We start from the raw sequence: 14816 nt of genomic DNA, 5'->3' as shown, positions 1-14816 counted from the left end.
AGTTGGGACCTTGTCCCTGTGAGAGTAGGACGTCGCCAAGCAACTAAAAACACAAGTCTTTTGACTTGTGTTTTTTTATTTCCCATGAAATAGGCCCGGTTCTGCTAGTAAAAACGCTGAAATATAGTAAGGGATTTTTTGAGCAGAAATATTAAGAAATTGATAAATAAATGGGTAGTCTTCAGAGCCATAGCTTCCAAGTAAGTCATACCACCAATCCGTTTCATACCTAGAAATCATGCTTAAATTATAGAGCAATAAATAATGAACGAGAAGTTCGGGTAATACGGGTTTAGGATTTCTAGGGTCAGTCGTAAGTGGTAAATAATAAGTATTAGAAAGCTGTTCATAGTATAAAGGAGTACTATACATAGGATTCCATGATTGAATAGGCGCTGAAAAAAATACATTCGATGCATCATTTTTTTCAGGTACGTGTTGTATTGATAAGTGTTTACAAGTTGTTTCAATATAACGAGAAAATCTCTCTTTAGTCATATGTAATCGATCTAGTATGTTGACTGGAAAGGAGAGCTCATTTTTATTTGTTGAATTGATTTTATATAATGTTGTTCCTTTTTGACTATAACGAAATAAATGTTGTAACTCAGGAATTTTCCCCAGTAACTCTAACATGTTAAACTTTTCTGTTTCCAAGTGTTTCATGTGAAACAGTTGTTCTGCGGCATGAGTAAATAGTCCATTTTTCTGTATTTTCACTTCATCTTCTAAAAATTGATATCCCTGTTTTTTTCGCTTACGGGTCGTCACCCCGTGTGCTAAAACAGTTGTTGATTCGGGATAGTTTGGATTAACGGTTAATAAACAGGCTTTAAAAAGTTGACCCATTCCATAAAATAACAACATTGGCTGAATGGAAAATGGAGCTGTCTTATATAATTCATAATAATTTTTACCGTGTTCTAAGTAATAAATAAACGGATAACAATTTTCAAAACTTTTTTTTTCGGCATCTTGAATCGAGGATTTTTCATAACAACGGGCAAGATAATGTTGTACATTTTGAGATGAAAAGAAGAAACTTAATTGTTGCCAAGCACAAGATGTATGATGCATATATTACGCTCCTTTTATTGTCTAAAAATTCTAACATATATATACGTCCTTGACAGTATTTTAACCAATTGATAAGCTACTAATAATAATTTCTGGTATCATGGGGGGAACAATTATGTGGGAATCTAAATTTGTTAAAGAAGGTTTGACTTTTGATGATGTATTACTTGTACCAGCAAGGTCAGATATATTACCAAGAGAAGTAAGTGTTAAAACAGTTTTATCTGAAAGCTTACAGCTAAACATCCCGTTAATTAGTGCAGGCATGGATACAGTAACAGAAGCTGATATGGCCATTGCAATGGCTCGCCAAGGTGGTTTAGGAATCATTCATAAGAATATGTCTATTGAACAACAGGCAGAGCAGGTTGATAAGGTAAAACGCTCTGAAAGCGGCGTTATTTCAGATCCTTTCTTTTTAACTCCAGAACATCAAGTATACGATGCAGAACACCTTATGGGAAAATATCGTATCTCAGGTGTGCCAGTTGTAAATAATTTAGATGAGCGAAAATTAGTCGGTATTATTACAAACCGTGATATGCGTTTCATCCAAGACTACTCAATCAAAATTTCTGACGTAATGACAAAAGAACAGTTAATTACAGCTCCAGTTGGTACTACACTGGAAGAAGCTGAAAAGATCCTACAAAAGTATAAAATTGAAAAGCTCCCTCTTGTTGATAATAACGGTGTATTACAAGGGCTTATTACAATAAAAGATATTGAAAAAGTAATTGAATTTCCAAACTCTGCAAAAGATAAGCAAGGACGCTTATTAGTTGGAGCGGCAGTTGGTGTAACGGCGGATGCCATGCTTCGTATTGACGCATTAGTAAAAGCAAGCGTAGATGCAATTGTACTTGATACAGCTCATGGACACTCTCACGGCGTTATTGAAAAAGTAAAAGAAGTTCGTGCAAAATATCCATCATTAAACATTATCGCTGGAAATGTTGCTACAGCTGAAGCAACAAAAGCATTAATTGAAGCTGGTGCAAACGTTGTTAAAGTTGGTATTGGACCAGGTTCTATTTGTACAACACGCGTTGTAGCTGGCGTTGGTGTACCACAATTAACAGCAGTTTATGATTGTGCGACTGAAGCTCGTAAACACGGCATTCCAGTTATTGCAGATGGCGGTGTTAAGTACTCTGGTGATATGGTTAAAGCTTTAGCGGCAGGAGCACACGTTGTTATGTTAGGTAGTATGTTTGCCGGTGTAGCTGAAAGCCCTGGAGAAACTGAAATTTACCAAGGTCGTCAATTTAAAGTATACCGTGGAATGGGTTCTGTTGGAGCAATGGAAAAAGGAAGTAAAGATCGTTACTTCCAAGAAGGAAACAAAAAACTTGTTCCAGAAGGTATTGAAGGACGAGTACCATATAAAGGACCTTTAGCAGATACAGTTCATCAATTAGTTGGTGGATTACGTGCAGGTATGGGATACTGCGGAGCACAAGATTTAGAATTCTTACGTGAGAATGCGCAATTTATTCGTATGTCGGGTGCTGGTTTACGTGAAAGCCATCCTCACCATGTGCAGATTACAAAAGAGGCTCCAAACTACTCATTATAATGTCTTATATGTAAATAGACGGAGATTTGATATCTCTGTCTATTTTTTTTTGATTATGTTAGAATAACGGTTATGTGAGTACATAGATATTGGGGGTAGCAAAAGTGAAAGGTATGTTTTGCAAAAGATTCATTGCGTTGGTAACAGTGCTTACAATAGCTTGTAGCATGCTTGTGCCATATAGCAATGCATCAGCAGAAACAGGAGCCGCTTTAAACATTGAAGCAGGTGCGGCAATTTTAGTAGAAGCGAATTCTGGGAAAATTTTATATCAAAAAAATGCAGATGAGTTATTATCAATTGCTAGTATGACAAAAATGATGAGTGAATACCTAGTGAACGAGGCAGTTGCGAAAGGGAAACTAAAATGGGATCAGAAAGTTAAGGTTTCTGAATATGCGTATAACATTTCGCAAGATCGTTCATTATCGAATGTGCCTCTACGAAACGGTGAGTCTTATACAGTAAAAGAGTTATACGAAGCAATGGCCATTTATTCTGCTAATGGTGCAACAATAGCGCTAGCTGAAGCGGTTGCTGGAAAAGAAGTAGAATTTGTAAAAATGATGAATGATAAATCAAAAGAGTTTGGATTAAAAAATTATAAGTTTGTAAATTCTACAGGCTTAACGAACAAAGATTTAAAGGGACACCATCCTGAAGGGACAACTCCAGATGAAGAAAATAAAATGTCTGCGAGAGATGTAGCAATTTTAGCACAACGTCTTATTCAAGATTTCCCTAAAACATTAGACATAGCAAAAATTTCAAAAAAAGTATTCCGTGAAGGTACTCCGGATCGAATCGAAATGTCTAACTGGAACTGGATGTTAAAAGGGCTAATTAAGGAATATGAAGGCGTAGATGGCCTGAAAACAGGATCAACTCCAGAAGCAGGAGATTGTTTCACTGGTACAATTGAAAAAAATGGTATGCGTTTCATTTCTGTAGTTATTAAAACAAACTCTCATACAGCAAGATTTGATGAGACAAAGAAATTATATGATTATGGATTTGCTAATTTTGAAATAAAGAAAATGTATGAAAAAGGTTCTTCGGTCAAAGGAAAAGAAACAGTAAGAGTAGAAAATGCGAAAGATAAAGATGTAGCAGTTCAAACGAGACAAGCTGTTTCACTTCCAGTGCCAAAAGGAAGTAAAGATGTTTATAAAACAGAATTTAAAGAAGGAAATAAGGGACAAGAAGCACCTATTAAAAAGGGAAGTTCACTTGGCCAAATGGTAATAACGCCGAAAGATGGTAATGATCCTGGATTTTTATCAGGAAAATCATTGCAAGTTGACCTTGTAACAAAATCTGAAGTAGAAGAAGCAGGTTGGTTTACACGTTCTATGCGCGGAATTGGTTCTTTCTTTGGTGGTATGTGGAATAGTGCTGTTGATACAGTAAAAGGTTGGTTTTAAAAGCTCCTCATTGTAGGAGCTTTTTCTTATTCCTATTTTTCATACCGACTTTATGAAAAAGTAGTGGACAAGCATCAGATAGTTAGTGGTAGAATGTAAGAGTATTCTTAATTTTCTTCTTTAACGGGGAAAGCAATTCACCTAGGGGGGTTTTTGTACATGACAAATGTAACAGGGACAGAACGTGTAAAACGTGGAATGGCAGAAATGCAAAAAGGCGGCGTTATTATGGACGTAATTAACGCTGAGCAAGCAAGGATTGCAGAAGAGGCAGGCGCAGTTGCTGTTATGGCATTAGAGCGTGTACCTGCAGATATTCGTGCAGCAGGTGGCGTTTCTCGTATGGCAGATCCAACAATTGTTGAAGAAGTTATGGGTGCTGTGTCAATTCCGGTTATGGCAAAATGCCGTATCGGTCACCTTGTAGAAGCACGTGTATTAGAATCATTAGGGGTAGACTATATCGATGAGAGTGAAGTATTAACTCCTGCTGATGAAGTATACCATTTAAATAAACGTGATTACACAGTTCCGTTTGTATGTGGTTGCCGTGATATCGGAGAAGCTGCACGTCGTATTGCAGAAGGTGCATCTATGCTTCGTACAAAAGGCGAACCAGGAACAGGAAACATTGTAGAGGCAGTGCGTCATATGCGCCAAGTCAATGCAGAAATCCGTCAAGTTGCAAGTCTACGTGAAGATGAGTTAATGACATATGCAAAAAATACTGGTGCTCCTTATGAAGTACTACTTGAAATTAAACGCCTTGGTCGCTTACCAGTTGTAAACTTTGCAGCAGGTGGTGTAGCAACACCAGCAGATGCAGCGTTAATGATGCAACTTGGTGCTGATGGTGTATTCGTTGGATCTGGTATCTTCAAATCAGAGAACCCAGAGAAATTTGCACGTGCAATCGTTGAAGCAACGACTCATTATGAAGATTATGAACTAATTGCAAGCCTTTCTAAAGGATTAGGTAATGCAATGAAGGGTATCGAAATTTCAACGTTATTACCAGAACAACGCATGCAAGAGCGTGGATGGTAATTAAAGGAGATTCTTTAAAATGGTGAAAATCGGTGTACTAGGTCTTCAAGGTGCAGTTCGTGAGCATGTAAAATCAGTTGAAGCAAGTGGTGCAGAAGCTGTGGTTGTAAAGCGTATAGAACAACTTGAAGAGATTGATGGTCTTATTTTACCAGGCGGTGAAAGTACAACAATGCGCCGTCTTATTGATAAGTATGCTTTCATGGAGCCTCTTCGTACATTTGCGAAGTCTGGTAAACCAATGTTTGGTACATGTGCAGGAATGATTCTTCTTGCGAAAACACTGATTGGCTATGAAGAAGCACATATTGGTGCTATGGATATTACAGTCGAGCGCAATGCGTTCGGACGTCAAAAAGATAGCTTTGAAGCCGCGCTTTCAATGAAAGGTGTGGGGGAAGACTTTGTTGGTGTATTTATCCGTGCTCCGTATGTTGTAAATGTAGCTGATGATGTGGAGGTACTTTCTACGCATGGCGATCGAATGGTAGCGGTAAGACAAAATCAGTTTTTAGCTGCTTCTTTCCATCCAGAATTAACGGACGATCATCGTGTAACAGCATACTTTGTCGAAATGATAAAAGAGGCGAAAATGAAAAAGTTGTATAAGTAACTTGCAACTTGTATAAGATTATAGTAAATTGATGGTAACAATTTTATAAAATAAGCGTGTTGATAGGAAGTAGTAACAGATGTTGTTTCTTATAGAGAGTCGATGGTTGGTGGAAATCGATAGAAACAGTTTGTGAATCCATCCTGGAATGGAATGTGGAATATCTTTGGATTAGTAAGCATTCCCGGTGAAGAGCCGTTATTTCTACTTGAGAGGAAAGCGGTAGTGCTTTCAACTAGGGTGGCAACGCGGGTTAACTCCCGTCCCTTTGTATAGGGACGGGAGTTTTTTGTGTTTTATAAAATAAAAGGAGGAGTATATAATGCTTGATATTAAATTTTTACGTACGAATTTTGAAGAAGTAAAAGCAAAATTACAGCATAGAGGCGAAGATTTAACAGATTTTGGTCGCTTTGAGGAACTTGATACGAGAAGAAGAGAGCTACTTGTTCAAACAGAAGAACTAAAAAGTAAACGTAACGAAGTATCTCAACAAATTTCAGTATTAAAGCGTGAAAAGAAAGATGCGGAAGCTCTAATTCTAGAAATGCGTGAAGTTGGGGAAAAAGTAAAAGATCTTGATAATGAGCTTCGTACAGTTGAAGAAGATTTAGAGCGATTAATGCTATCTATCCCAAATATCCCTCATGAATCTGCTCCAGTAGGTGAAACAGAAGATGATAACGTAGTAGCGCGTGATTGGGGAGAAGTGAAAGAATTTACTTTTGAACCAAAACCACATTGGGATCTTGCTACAGATTTAGGGATTTTAGATTTTGAACGTGCTGGGAAAGTAACAGGAAGTCGCTTTGTATTTTACAAAGGTGCGGGTGCAAGACTAGAACGTGCTTTAATTAGTTTCATGCTTGATCTTCATACTGACGAGCATGGATATGAGGAAGTATTACCTCCTTATATGGTAAACCGTGCAAGTATGACAGGAACAGGGCAACTTCCAAAGTTTGAAGAAGATGCATTCCGTATTGAAAGCGAAGATTATTTCTTAATCCCTACAGCTGAAGTACCTGTAACGAATATGCATCGTGATGAGATTTTAAGTAAAGAGCAATTACCGATACGATATGCTGCATTTAGCTCTTGCTTCCGTTCTGAAGCAGGTTCTGCGGGTCGCGATACACGTGGTTTAATTCGCCAACATCAATTTAATAAAGTTGAGCTTGTAAAGTTCGTGAAACCAGAAGATTCTTACGAAGAGTTAGAAAAATTAACAAATGATGCAGAGCGCGTGTTACAATTATTAGAGTTGCCATATCGCGTTATGAGCATGTGTACAGGAGATTTAGGCTTTACAGCAGCGAAGAAATACGATATTGAAGTATGGATTCCAAGCTATGGCACATATCGTGAAATTTCTTCTTGTAGTAATTTCGAGGCTTTCCAAGCGAGACGTGCAAATATCCGTTTCCGTCGCGAGCCAAACGGAAAACCAGAACATGTTCATACATTAAACGGATCTGGTCTTGCAATTGGACGTACGGTTGCAGCTATTTTAGAGAACTACCAGCAAGAAGATGGTACAATTATAATTCCAGAAGTTCTTCGCCCTTATATGGGAGGAAAAACAGTTATTAAGTAAATTTAAACATTCATCGGTATGAGTGATTGGTAATTATGAGCGTTGTCATTACTATAATGTAGGAGAGGGAAAGTAAAATTTTCCTTTCCTCATAATTTATTTTAGTAGGGTTGACTAACTGTTTTTCTTTTGATATTATATTTGATGTCAATATGGAGGTATACCCAAGTCTGGCTGAAGGGATCGGTCTTGAAAACCGACAGGCGGCGAGAGTCGCGCGGGGGTTCGAATCCCTCTACCTCCTCCAGATATAATTGACAACAGCGCATATAAGTGGAGATTGGAGAACTCGTTACCAACACGTAACGAGTTTTTATTTTAAAACCAATCATAAAGTATGGTGTAAGGCGATTTTGTCCTTATTACACACTCATATTCCGATGATTATCTTCATAGATATGAAAGGAGTCAACATGGATCTTATTATACAAACGTTTCCTTTAGATGGAAAAACTTTATATTATGTACAATGTCCTGTCTGTAAGAACAATAGAATTTTAAACAGTGGTGCAAACGTGTCACGCATTATAAGCGATGATACATTCCGTAAACTTTGTGGTTGTACTTGTGATGTAAAACAAGTTGCGAGTAAAGTAGAGGTACCAAAAAAGGTTGAAAAACCAGCTGTAAAGAAAGAAGCAGCTCCAAAACGTACAGGTAAAGTATTAACAGCAGTAATTAACGGGAAAGAAATGACTGTTAAAGAGATTGCTGAAACATATGATATTAGTACCAGTACTGTTCGTCAGCGTATTAACGCTGGAAAACCTGAGAGTGAAATTATTGCTCCAACAAAGAAGAAGTAATTTAATAGGAAAACCCGTGCATATGCACGGGTTTTTTATTTTACAAGTTTACGTGTTTGTTTTAAAAAATGGCCAATTTTTTTAATGATTGGTTCGATTGAATCGCCATCTTTTAAAATATCGTATTCATTAATATTTAGTCGTAAAACAGGGCATGAATTAAAGTCATTAATCCAATTTTCGTAACGTCCATGCATCTCTTTCCAATACTCAATTGGTGTTTGTTGTTCCATTGGACGTCCTCGTTCTTGGATACGGTCGACAATATCATCGAAAGAACCTTCTAAATAAATTAATAAGTCTGGATGTGGGAAGTAAGGAGTCATGACCATAGCATCAAATAAACCTTTGTATGTTTCATAATCAGTTTCTGTCATTGTACCCTTTTCGTGATGCATTTTTGCAAAAATACCAGTGTCCTCATAAATAGAACGGTCTTGGACAAAACCGCCACCATATTCAAAAATTCTTTTTTGTTCTTTAAATCGTTCTGCTAAAAAATATACTTGTAAGTGAAAGCTCCAGCGTGTGAAATCAGCATAGAACTTGTCCAAATATGGATTGGAATCTACTTTTTCGAAAGATGTACGATAACCTAAAGCGTTAGCTAATGCAGTTGTCATAGTTGATTTACCGACACCTACTGTTCCAGCAATAGTGATAACTGCATCATTTGGTATATCATATTTTTGCCTTAAATTCATTATTATTTCGACTCCTTCAAGAGAGTATTTTGAAGAGTGGATAAGATGACATTTAAATCATCAGGATTTCTTATAAAATCCATATCGTCTCCGTTAAACTTCAATACTGGAATATCTGGATGGTCCTTTTTGAAAGCATCCATTGCTGTCTCGTAATCTTTTGTAAGCTGTAGCAAATAATTTGGATCCATATTTTTTTCGAATTCTCTTCCGCGCAGCGCAATTCGTTTTTGTAATGTTTCTAGGCTCGCTGTTAAATAAACGATGACATTTGGTACAGGCATATCTTGAGTAAGGATACGATAAATTTGCATGTACTTGTCATATTGAGAATCTTTTAATGTACGGGATGCAAAAATTAAATTTTTGAATATATGATAATCTGCTACTACAGGCTTCCTTTGATCCAAATACTTTATGTTAATATCCTCTAGTTGTTTGTATCTATTACAAAGAAAGAACATCTCTGTTTGAAAACTCCATTCGTCGATGTCTTCGTAGAATTTTCCTAAAAAAGGATTTTCATCAACAATCTCTTTTAGTAAGTGGAGTTGCATGTGAGTTGAAATTTCCTTCGCAAGTGAAGTTTTTCCAACACCAATTGGTCCTTCAACCGTGATAAATGGTACTCCGGTCACGCTGTTTCCTCCTTTCAATCAGTGATTTACCGTGACTACTAAAAACACAAAACAGAATTATTGTAGCACAAGAGGGAAGCGAGCGGGTTAATTTGATATAAAAAGTTAGAAAATAGATATATGTATTAATTAATTTTTATTTGAGATGACGGTACTATATTTGCTTTTAATGTGGCTTCCATTATTTTTAAAGCATGCAGGTTATCCTGATCGTGATTAGAGGCAATACAGTCCTGTGGTACATACAGTGTATAATTTCTCATATGAGCATCGTTAGCTGTAAAGAGGATACATATATTCCCAGCGACTCCTGTTAATATTAGATTTTCTATTTTTAAATAGCCTAATAAAGAATTTAAAGGTGTTTCATAAAAAGCAGAGTAATGTGGTTTAATAAAAATGTAATCATCAGAATCTGGAGCAATCTTATGAATGATATTTTCACTATACTCATTTGTACAATGAGTAATCAGTTGGTCAATATCAGATCTCCAAAGTTGATAATGGTCATTAATATAAATTATGGGGTAGCCAAAGGATTTCATTGTTTTCTTTAATTGTAAAATAGGATTTGTTATAATTTCGCATTTTTTGGCTAGGGTGGGACCGTGTGAAAATTGAAAGTCATTAATCATATCGATAATGAGTAAGGCGGTATTCTTCATATGTAATCCCCTCTCTTTTTTTCTTAGGGTGGATTGAATTTGTGAAAGTTATCCCATGTGTAGTAAATGGAAATAAGTGTACTTTATTTGTAATGAAAGGACTATGGTATGGAACGCGATCAAGATATTTATTTTATGCAGTTAGCAATAGAAGAGGCTAAAAAAGCAGAGGCAATACAAGAAGTACCAATTGGTGCAGTTATAGTGTTAGATGGTGAAGTAATTAGTGTTGCTCATAATTTAAGGGAAACTGAGCAAAGATCAATAGCTCACGCTGAGTTGTTAGCTATTGATGAGGCATGCAAAAAATTAGGGACATGGCGCTTAGAAGATGCAACGTTATATGTAACATTAGAACCTTGTCCAATGTGTGCAGGTGGAATTGTATTATCACGCGTAAAAAGGGTTGTATATGGTGCGAGCGATCCGAAAGGTGGATGTGCAGGTACATTAATGAATCTTTTAACCGATGAGCGTTTTAATCATCAATGCGAAGTGGTGGCTGGTGTACTAGAAGAAGAATGTGGTACGTTGTTAACGAATTTTTTTAGAGAGCTTCGTAAGAAAAGAAAAGAAGCGAAAAAATTAGAGAAAAGTAATACGAACTAACGTATTTGCATTTTGTAAAAAAACAAGTTATACTGATAATGCCTTTAATGAAGGCAACCGAATATTGGTTTTAACTTTGCCGTGCTAAGCGGGGAGGTAGCGGTGCCCTATACTCGCAATCCGCTCTAGCGAGGCCGAATCCCTTCTCGAGGTTATGTTGCTGTAAGGTCTGCCTTAAGTAAGTGGTGTTGACGTTTGGGTCCTGCGCAACGGGACCCCGTGAACCTTGTCAGGTCCGGAAGGAAGCAGCAATAAGCGGGTCTTCTCGTGTGCCGCAGGAGTGCCTGAACCGAGCTAACTGCTTGAGTAACGCTTATGGTACGTAATCGACAGAAGGTGCACGGCAGTTATATATGTATACAAAACTCACCTTAATACTAAGGTGGGTTTTTTGTATAGAAAATAACTTTTGGAATCTATAAACAGAATGGGTTATAATAAATGAGATAATAACCTTTGAGGGAGGCCGTATTTTCGTGTCATACCAAGCGTTATACCGAACATGGAGACCGCAAAAGTTTGGAGATGTAGTCGGTCAAAAGCACGTGACAAAAACGTTGCAAAATGCCCTTCTTCAAGAGAAAGTTTCACATGCTTATGTATTTTCTGGTCCAAGGGGAACAGGGAAAACGACAATTGCAAAAGTATTTGCAAAAGCAATTAACTGTGAACATGCTCCGGTAGCTGAACCTTGTAATGAATGTCCTTCTTGTTTAGGAATTACACAAGGATCTATTTCAGATGTATTAGAAATTGATGCGGCTTCAAATAACGGTGTAGATGAAATTCGAGATATAAGAGATAAAGTAAAATATGCTCCAAGTGCTGTGAAATATAAAGTATACATTATTGATGAAGTCCACATGCTTTCTATGGGTGCCTTTAACGCGCTTTTAAAAACGTTAGAGGAGCCGCCAGGACATGTTATCTTTATTTTGGCGACAACAGAGCCGCATAAGATTCCACCGACAATCATTTCACGTTGTCAACGCTTTGAATTTCGAAAAATATCAGTAAATGATATCGTTGAGAGATTATCTACGGTTGTGACAAATGAAGGTACACAAGTAGAAGATGAAGCGTTACAAATCGTCGCACGTGCCGCTGAAGGTGGTATGCGTGATGCATTAAGTTTGATTGACCAAGCGATTTCTTATAGTGATGAGACTGTGACGAGTGAAGATGTTTTAGCTGTAACGGGTTCTGTTTCTCAACAATACTTAGGTAACTTAGTAGAATGTATACGTGAAAATGATGTATCAAGAGCATTACGTATTATAGATGAAATGATGAGTAAGGGGAAAGATCCAGTTCGCTTTATGGAGGATTTCATTTACTACTATCGTGATATGCTTTTATATCAAACTTCACCACAATTAGAACATATGTTGGAAAGGGTAATTGTAGATGATCAATTCCGTACATTAAGTGAAGAAATGCAACCGGAAGTAATCTATGAAATTATTCATACCCTTAGTAAGGGACAACAGGAGATGAAGTGGACAAACCATCCACGGATTTTCTTAGAAGTTGTTATGGTGCAATTGTGTCAACAGTTTATGATGCAGGCAAATGGTACAGATCGTTTGCAAGCAATTATGAACAGGATGCAGCAATTGGAGAAAGAGTTAGAGCAAGTTAAAAAGAATGGTGTGCCAGCTGGTGTACAGCAGGAAGTAAGAGAGACGCGTGCGACACCAAAACCAGTACGAACAGGAAGTATGAAAATTCCTGTCGGACGCGTGAATGAAGTATTAAAGCAAGCAAAGCGTCAAGACTTAGAACAGTTAAAAGCTGTATGGGGTGAGTTGTTAGGACGACTCAAGTCATATAACAAAGTAGCGTTTGCTGTTTTATTAGAAAATAGTGAGCCGGTAGCAGCTTCAGATGATACTTATGTGTTAGCATTTCAATATGAAATCCATTGTAAAATGGCAAGTGAAAATCGAGAAGCGATGGATACATTGGAACAGACTCTTTTTGAATTGCTAAGTAAAAGGTTAAACATGATTGCTATCCCAAAAAGTGAATGGGGTAAAATTCGCGAAGACTTTTTACAACGCGAAGGCGGGGATTCTGAAGAAAGCCCAGAACAAAAAGAAGACCCTCTTATAGAAGAAGCTGTAAAATTAGTAGGGCAAGAACTTATCGAAATAAAAGAGTAATAATAATTAGGAGGAATTAATTATGATGCGTGGCGGAATGGGAAATATGAATAACATGATGAAACAAATGCAAAAGATGCAAAAGGACATGGCAAAGGCGCAAGAAGAGCTTGGTGAAAAAACAGTTGAAGGTACAGCTGGTGGCGGAATGATTACTGTTATTGCAAATGGTCATAAGCAAGTTCTTGAAGTGAAAATTAAAGAAGAAGTTGTAGATCCAGAAGATATCGAAATGTTACAAGACTTAGTATTAGCTGCAACGAACGATGCGCTTAAAAAAGCTGACGAACTTTCAAATTCTACAATGGGTAAATTTACAAAAGGCTTAAACTTACCAGGTGGAATGTTCTAGGGGGATATTGATATATGCATTATCCAGAACCGATATCGAAATTAATTGATAGTTTTATGAAATTGCCAGGAATCGGACCGAAAACAGCGGTTCGACTGGCGTTCTTCGTATTAGATATGAAAGAAGATGATGTGTTAGGTTTTGCGAAAGCACTTGTGAATGCGAAGCGAGATTTAGCGTATTGTTCTGTATGTGGGCATATCACTGACCGCGATCCTTGTTATATTTGTGACGATTCGCATAGAGATCAATCGGTTGTTTGTGTAGTACAAGAGCCGAAAGATGTAATTGCCATGGAAAAAATGAAAGAGTATCAAGGCGTATATCATGTGTTACGTGGTGCGATTTCTCCAATGGAGGGAATTGGACCGGAAGACATTAATATCCCACAACTCTTAAAGCGACTGCAAGATGAAACGGTACAAGAAGTGATATTAGCAACAAACCCTAATATTGAAGGGGAAGCTACAGCGATGTATATATCCCGCCTCTTAAAGCCTACAGGTATTAAAGTAACTCGTATTGCACACGGTCTACCGGTTGGTGGAGATCTAGAATATGCAGATGAAGTGACACTGTCGAAAGCGCTAGAAGGCCGCAGAGAAGTATAAGGGGAGAAACAAAAATGTTCTTTCAAAAAAAGGGTAAATTGCGTAAAGAGTACGATGATAAGTTAATTGTACTATTGGAAAAAGTAAAGAATGAATGGTTACGACAGAAGAGAATGGTTGAACAAAGTGTAGAACCATCTCCAGATGTACTTTGTTCTTTGAAAATAGCAGAGGCGAAATATTTCTTCTTGTTAAAAGAAGCGAAGCGTCGTCCTGTGAAGATGGAACAATGGTAAAAAGGTCCTGCTTATTGAAGCAGGACCTTTTTACTTTTTATCTTCAAGTTTGTTGACGGTAGTACAGCGTTAATTGAAAGGAGGGGTGGAATTAGTTGATAGTCGGTATGCGTAGGATCTATTTTAGGGAGATGAAGTGATAGGAGTTATGCTTATATGTTCTTTTTTATTGTCTTGTCCCATACAAATAAATATGTATAGGTCATTCATAAGGAGGAAAAAATGAATTCTACAATTATTATTGTTGGTATTCTTTCTTTAGTTTTTATTTTTCTTGTTTTTGGTGTTTCATCCAAACCAATACGTTTTATAGGAAAAGCCCTCTTTCATGTTACTTTAGGTATAGCGTTATTATTCGGAGTGAATGTAGCAGGTTCATATTTTGATTTTCATATTCCGATTAATATAGGAACAGCTACTGTATCGAGTTTATTAGGGGTTCCGGGTGTTGCTGCATTGGTGATTATTAAGCTATATATAATGCCAAGATAAAATTATTTTGGCATTTTTTAAAAAAGCGTTGACTTATTAATCATTAATATGATAAATTAATAAGCGTCGTCAGGAACGAAAGAAAAAAGTTGTTGACAGATTTAACTCGAAATGTTAAATTATAAAAGTCGCTGAAACGCGATGTTGAACTTTGAAAACTAAACGAAACAAACAACGTGAAACGTCAATTTTTATTTTTAG

Annotated in this window: 16 protein-coding genes, 1 tRNA gene, 1 other RNA gene and 1 other annotated feature; of the genes, 14 read left to right on the top strand and 4 right to left on the bottom strand. The window is 37.1% G+C overall.

Features of this window, described 5'->3' with window-relative positions:
* Nucleotides 1-75 precede the first annotated feature (75 nt).
* Nucleotides 76-1077, bottom strand: coding sequence for a YaaC family protein (locus JDS80_RS29270; RefSeq protein ID WP_098890266.1), 1002 nt, complete (start codon nucleotides 1075-1077; stop codon nucleotides 76-78).
* A gap of 115 nt (nucleotides 1078-1192) precedes the next feature.
* Between JDS80_RS29270 and guaB the strand changes: the two genes are divergently transcribed.
* The 7 genes from guaB to JDS80_RS29235 all read left to right on the top strand — a co-directional run bounded on the left by guaB (nucleotide 1193) and on the right by JDS80_RS29235 (nucleotide 8143).
* A complete protein-coding gene (gene guaB / locus JDS80_RS29265; RefSeq protein WP_000264087.1) occupies nucleotides 1193-2656 on the top strand; it encodes an IMP dehydrogenase in 1464 nt (487 codons plus the stop codon).
* A 113-nt stretch (nucleotides 2657-2769) separates the two neighbouring features.
* On the top strand, nucleotides 2770-4080 hold the full coding sequence (locus JDS80_RS29260; protein ID WP_199640668.1) for a D-alanyl-D-alanine carboxypeptidase family protein: 1311 nt from the start codon (nucleotides 2770-2772) through the stop codon (nucleotides 4078-4080).
* A gap of 159 nt (nucleotides 4081-4239) precedes the next feature.
* Entirely contained in the window at nucleotides 4240-5127 is an 888-nt protein-coding gene (gene pdxS, locus JDS80_RS29255; protein ID WP_000186161.1) for a pyridoxal 5'-phosphate synthase lyase subunit PdxS, read from the top strand.
* 19 nt (nucleotides 5128-5146) lie between these two features.
* A complete protein-coding gene (gene pdxT / locus JDS80_RS29250) occupies nucleotides 5147-5740 on the top strand; it encodes a pyridoxal 5'-phosphate synthase glutaminase subunit PdxT (protein ID WP_199640667.1) in 594 nt (197 codons plus the stop codon).
* A 50-nt stretch (nucleotides 5741-5790) separates the two neighbouring features.
* Nucleotides 5791-6011 (top strand) — a binding site (T-box leader).
* Nucleotides 6012-6062: 51 nt separating this feature from the next.
* On the top strand, nucleotides 6063-7337 hold the full coding sequence (serS, locus tag JDS80_RS29245) for a serine--tRNA ligase (RefSeq protein ID WP_071744332.1): 1275 nt from the start codon (nucleotides 6063-6065) through the stop codon (nucleotides 7335-7337).
* A 154-nt stretch (nucleotides 7338-7491) separates the two neighbouring features.
* Nucleotides 7492-7584: transfer RNA gene (locus tag JDS80_RS29240), tRNA-Ser, on the top strand.
* Between the two features lie 166 nt (nucleotides 7585-7750).
* A complete protein-coding gene (locus JDS80_RS29235; protein ID WP_000364207.1) occupies nucleotides 7751-8143 on the top strand; it encodes a sigma factor-like helix-turn-helix DNA-binding protein in 393 nt (130 codons plus the stop codon).
* A 35-nt stretch (nucleotides 8144-8178) separates the two neighbouring features.
* On the opposite strand, the gene JDS80_RS29230 is transcribed toward JDS80_RS29235, so the two are convergent.
* From JDS80_RS29230 to JDS80_RS29220, 3 genes are all read right to left on the bottom strand, one after another.
* Nucleotides 8179-8847, bottom strand: a complete 669-nt coding sequence (locus tag JDS80_RS29230) for a deoxynucleoside kinase (RefSeq protein WP_001053582.1) — start codon at nucleotides 8845-8847, stop codon at nucleotides 8179-8181.
* 2 nt (nucleotides 8848-8849) lie between these two features.
* Entirely contained in the window at nucleotides 8850-9485 is a 636-nt protein-coding gene (locus JDS80_RS29225) for a deoxynucleoside kinase (RefSeq protein ID WP_199640666.1), read from the bottom strand.
* A 125-nt stretch (nucleotides 9486-9610) separates the two neighbouring features.
* On the bottom strand, nucleotides 9611-10150 hold the full coding sequence (locus tag JDS80_RS29220; RefSeq protein ID WP_071770409.1) for a cysteine hydrolase family protein: 540 nt from the start codon (nucleotides 10148-10150) through the stop codon (nucleotides 9611-9613).
* 108 nt (nucleotides 10151-10258) lie between these two features.
* On the opposite strand from JDS80_RS29220, the gene tadA reads away from it, so the two are divergent.
* The 7 genes from tadA to JDS80_RS29185 all read left to right on the top strand — a co-directional run bounded on the left by tadA (nucleotide 10259) and on the right by JDS80_RS29185 (nucleotide 14615).
* Nucleotides 10259-10759, top strand: a complete 501-nt coding sequence (gene tadA, locus JDS80_RS29215) for a tRNA adenosine(34) deaminase TadA (protein ID WP_199640665.1) — start codon at nucleotides 10259-10261, stop codon at nucleotides 10757-10759.
* Nucleotides 10760-10838: 79 nt separating this feature from the next.
* Nucleotides 10839-11103: signal recognition particle sRNA large type (gene ffs / locus JDS80_RS29210), an RNA gene on the top strand.
* A 132-nt stretch (nucleotides 11104-11235) separates the two neighbouring features.
* Nucleotides 11236-12924 carry a DNA polymerase III subunit gamma/tau gene (gene dnaX / locus JDS80_RS29205; RefSeq protein WP_071770408.1) on the top strand — a complete coding sequence of 563 codons (1689 nt, stop codon included), beginning with the start codon at nucleotides 11236-11238 and terminating at the stop codon, nucleotides 12922-12924.
* A 25-nt stretch (nucleotides 12925-12949) separates the two neighbouring features.
* Nucleotides 12950-13276 carry a YbaB/EbfC family nucleoid-associated protein gene (locus tag JDS80_RS29200; RefSeq protein ID WP_170956690.1) on the top strand — a complete coding sequence of 109 codons (327 nt, stop codon included), beginning with the start codon at nucleotides 12950-12952 and terminating at the stop codon, nucleotides 13274-13276.
* 14 nt (nucleotides 13277-13290) lie between these two features.
* Entirely contained in the window at nucleotides 13291-13887 is a 597-nt protein-coding gene (gene recR / locus JDS80_RS29195) for a recombination protein RecR (protein WP_000559165.1), read from the top strand.
* Between the two features lie 14 nt (nucleotides 13888-13901).
* Nucleotides 13902-14123, top strand: coding sequence for a YaaL family protein (locus JDS80_RS29190; RefSeq protein ID WP_071744325.1), 222 nt, complete (start codon nucleotides 13902-13904; stop codon nucleotides 14121-14123).
* Between the two features lie 222 nt (nucleotides 14124-14345).
* Entirely contained in the window at nucleotides 14346-14615 is a 270-nt protein-coding gene (locus tag JDS80_RS29185) for a pro-sigmaK processing inhibitor BofA family protein (RefSeq protein ID WP_001089266.1), read from the top strand.
* Nucleotides 14616-14816: the final 201 nt, after the last annotated feature.

Origin of the sequence: Bacillus cereus group sp. N8 (assembly GCF_016483685.1) — a bacterium.
Taxonomy (GTDB): Bacteria; Bacillota; Bacilli; order Bacillales; family Bacillaceae_G; genus Bacillus_A; species Bacillus_A proteolyticus.
This window is presented reverse-complemented; position numbering and strand designations above follow the sequence as displayed.